Consider the following 4030-nt stretch of genomic DNA (forward strand, 5'->3'; position numbering starts at 1 on the left):
CGGCCGCCAGGAGCGACGGCGCGCGCCGATCAGGATGCCGGCGGAAACGCGGTCGGCGAGGCGGGTGAAGCGGCCCTTCAGCGCGCTGCGGGCATGGTCCGCCACCACCGCCCACAGGGTATCGGAGGCGAGCGCGATGGCCGCGAAGATGGCCGCGAGCAGGGCGATCTGCGGCACCGGGTCCTGAATGTCGGTCACGAACTGGGGCAGGAAGGCGGCATGGAAAAGCAGGGTCTTCGGGTTGGCGAAGGCGACAGCGAGGCCGCGCCCGAAGGCGGCGCGCGCCGAGGCGCCGGCATGTCCGCCCCCGCGCCCGCATGGCGCCACTGCTGGATGGCGAGGAAGACGAGATAGGCCGCGCCGGCATAGCGCACCAGATCGAAATGGCGCGAGAACGCCTCCACCACATAAGCGAGGCCCGCCGCCACCAAAGCCAGCTGGACGATGACGCCCACATTGACGCCCATGGCGGTGAGGATGCCGCGCGCCGGCCATGCTTGAGCGAGGTGCCGACGATGAGCGCCACGTTCGGCCCCGGCGTCGCGGCGAGCGCCAGCGAGGCGAGGACGAAGATCAGCAGGCTCTCGGCCGGGATCATGCCTCGCCCCCGCCCTCCGCACCGGCCTCGCCGGCCTCTTCGCCGCCGGGTTCGGTGCCGTCGTCGCTGATATGCTCCACCGAGACCACGCGCTCGCCCTCGGCGGTGTCGAACACGATCACGCCCTGGCTGCCGCGGCCGACGATGCGGATGCCCTCTACCGGGCAGCGGATGAGCTGGCCGCCGTCGGTGACGAGCATGATCTGGTCCTGGTCCTCCACCGGGAAGGAGGCGATGAGGCGGCCGTTGCGCTCGTTCACCGCCATGGCGACGATGCCCTTTCCGCCACGGCCCGTGACCCGGTATTCGTAAGACGAGGTGCGCTTGCCGTAGCCGTTCTCGGACACGGTGAGGATGAACTGCTCCAGCGCGCTCATCTGCGCGTAGCGCTCCTGGCTGAGCTGGCCGTTGCCGCTCGCGCCCTCCTCGGCCTCCACCGGCTCGGCGGTCTCGCCGGCGATGGCGCGGCGGCGCTTGATGTAAGCGAGCCGTTCCTCGGCGGGCGAGTCCACATGGCGGATGATGGCCATGGAGATGATGCGGTCGCCCTCCTCTAGGCGGATGCCGCGCACGCCGACGCTGTCGCGGCCCTTGAACAGGCGCACCTCGGTGGCGGGGAAGCGGATGCAGGCGCCGGCGGCCGTGGTGAGCAGGACGTCGTCGTCCTCGGTGCACAGCGCCACGTCGGCGATCGCCTCGCCCTCGGCGAGCTTCATGGCGATCTTGCCGTTGCGGTTCACCTGCTGGAAGTCGGTCAGCGCGTTGCGGCGCACCGTGCCGCCGGTGGTGGCGAACATGATCTGCAGGCGCTCGTCCGTGTCCTTCTCCTCCGGCAGCAGCACCACGGAGGTGATGCGCTCGTCGGGGTCCAGCGGCAGGATGTTCACGAACGCCTTGCCGCGCGCCTGGGGCGCCGCCAGCGGCAGGCGCCACACCTTCAGCTTGTAGACCTGCCCCTTGGACGAGAAGAACAGCACCGGCGCGTGGGTGGAGGCGACGAACAGGCGGGTGACGAAATCCTCTTCCCGCGTCTGCATGGCCGAGCGGCCCTTGCCGCCGCGCCGCTGCGCCCGGTAGGTGGAGAGCGGCACGCGCTTGACGTAGCCGGCGTGGGAGACGGTGACCACCATCTCCTCGCGCTGGATCAGGTCCTCGTCCTCCAGATCGCCGAAGCCCTCGACGATCTCGGTGCGCCGCGGCGTGCCGAACTCGGCTTTGATGGCCAGCAGCTCGTCGCGGATGATGCCGCGCATGCGCGGCCGGCTGGCGAGGATGTCCAGATAGTCGGCGATCTCGGCGGCCAGCTTGTCCAGCTCCTCCGCGATCTCGTCGCGCCCGAGCGCGGTGAGGCGCTGCAGGCGCAGATCGAGGATCGCCCGCGCCTGCACTTCGGACAGGCGGTAGGTGCCGTCCTCGCGCAGCGCATGGCGTGGATCGGCGATCAGAGCGATCAGCGGCGCCATGTCCTTAGCCGGCCAATCACGACCCATCAGCGACTCGCGGGCGGTCGCGGGATCAGGCGCAGTGCGGATCAGCCGGATCACCTCGTCGATATTGGCGACCGCGATGGCGAGGCCGACGAGCACGTGGGCGCGGTCGCGGGCCTTCTTGAGAAGGAATTTGGTTCGCCGGCTTATCACCTCTTCGCGGAAGGCGATGAAGGCGGTGAGGATGTCGTGCAGCGCCAGCACGCCGGGCTTGCCGCCGGACAGCGCCACCATGTTCACGCCGAACGAAGTCTGCAGCACGGTCTGGCGGAACAGGTTGTTCAGCACCACGTCCGCTTGGGCGTCGCGCTTGATCTCGAACACCACGCGCAGGCCGTCGCGGTCGCTCTCGTCGCGGATCTCGGAGATGCCTTCCAGGCGCTTCTCGCGCACCAGCTCGGCGATCTTCTCCACCATGGTGGCCTTGTTCACCTGGTAGGGGATCTCGGTGACGATGATCGCTTCGCGGTCCTTGCGCAGGCTCTCGATGGTGGCGCGGGCGCGCATCAGCACCGAGCCGCGGCCGGTGAGATAGGCCTGGCGGATGCCGGTGCGCCCCAATATGAGCCCGCCGGTGGGAAAATCCGGACCCGGCAAAATATCCAGCAGCGCCTCGGGCTCCAGCGTCGGGTCATCGAGCAGCGCGACGGTCACGTCGATGATCTCGCCGAGATTGTGCGGCGGGATGTTGGTGGCCATGCCCACCGCGATGCCGCCCGCGCCGTTCACCAAGAGGTTCGGGAACTTGGCCGGCAGCACGGCGGGTTCCCGCTCGGTGTTGTCGTAGTTCTCCTGGAAGTCGACGGTGTCCTTGTCGAGGTCGTCCAGCAGCGAGCCGGTCACCTTTTCGAGGCGCACCTCGGTGTAGCGCATGGCCGCCGGGGCATCGCCGTCCACCGAGCCGAAATTGCCCTGCCCGTCCACCAGCGGGAGGCGCATGGCGAAGGTCTGCGCCATGCGCACCAAGGCGTCATAGACCGACTGATCGCCGTGCGGATGGTATTTGCCGATCACGTCGCCGACCACGCGGGCCGACTTGCGATACTGCTTGTTCCACTCGTAGCCGTTCTCGTGCATGGAGAACAGGATGCGCCGGTGCACCGGCTTCAGGCCGTCGCGCACATCCGGCAGCGCGCGGGCGACGATCACGCTCATGGCGTAATCGAGGTAGGACCGCGACAGCTCGTCCGTGATGGAAACGGGCTTGATATCGGAGGGCAGCTCGCCGCCGCTGTTCGGCGTCTCGGGGTCGGCCAAAAGGGAACACTCGCCTTCAAGTCACAAGGTGCCGAACTTCTAGCCGATTCACCGTCCCGACGCCAGCGAAAGCGCGCGGAGAGCACCCCAATTCCACATTATATTTCAATGAGTTATTGGATGGCCGTCCGGCCCGGGTCAGCAATCTTGACCCTTTTGCGTCAAAGCCGCCGAAAACCGGCCCGGCGCGGGGGGCGCAAGACGGGCGCGGCACCCGTCGCGCTTGACCGCATCCCCTCCCTCAACCGGACGGGGGCGCGGGCCGCCCCTCCGCCTGGAACGCATGGAGCGCCTGGAGAGGGCCCTGGACGCTTCGGACACGCAATGGGCAGGTCTGGCCCATCAGTGGGGGCGCCCCGCGCCCGCCGGCCCTTCCCCGTTCCCCTCCCCCCGCAAGCGAGGGAGAGGGCGAGCGGGAGAGCGGCACGCGGCGCCCCGTTCCAGGCACCCGGATGCCGCGCCGACAGGCCGCCGGGGACCTGCCCGGACCCGCGTCAGAACGGGATTTCGTCGTCCATGTCGCTGCTCACGGGGCGGACCGCCGCCACCACCGCCACCCGAGCCGCCGCCGGACGGCGTTCTCGATGCCCTGAGCCACCACCAGTTCGCTGTCGGTCAGATCCATCAGGATCGCCTTGACCTTCAGCCCCAGTTCCTTGGCGGCGCGCCAGCGGCGATGGCCGTAGAC

The 4030-nt window shown here is 69.0% G+C and carries 2 protein-coding genes and 2 pseudogenes; all 4 read right to left on the minus strand.

What is annotated here, in order from left to right; genetic code table 11:
* Positions 1-231, minus strand: a pseudogene (locus tag AC2W7M_RS21315) (hypothetical protein); the annotation flags it as partial.
* Complete coding sequence (locus tag AC2W7M_RS21320) at positions 195-620, minus strand: LysE family translocator (RefSeq protein ID WP_486134722.1); 426 nt, start codon at positions 618-620, stop codon at positions 195-197. The gene AC2W7M_RS21320 and the pseudogene AC2W7M_RS21315, both read right to left, overlap by 37 nt.
* On the minus strand, positions 595-3342 hold the full coding sequence (gyrA, locus tag AC2W7M_RS21325) for a DNA gyrase subunit A (RefSeq protein WP_486134724.1): 2748 nt from the start codon (positions 3340-3342) through the stop codon (positions 595-597). The genes AC2W7M_RS21320 and gyrA overlap by 26 nt, the downstream gene beginning before the upstream one ends.
* A 553-nt stretch (positions 3343-3895) precedes the next feature.
* Positions 3896-4030: pseudogene (locus AC2W7M_RS21330) on the minus strand (ParB N-terminal domain-containing protein); the annotation flags it as partial.

This window comes from Xanthobacter sp. BG11Y11_SDJG, assembly GCF_057364445.1.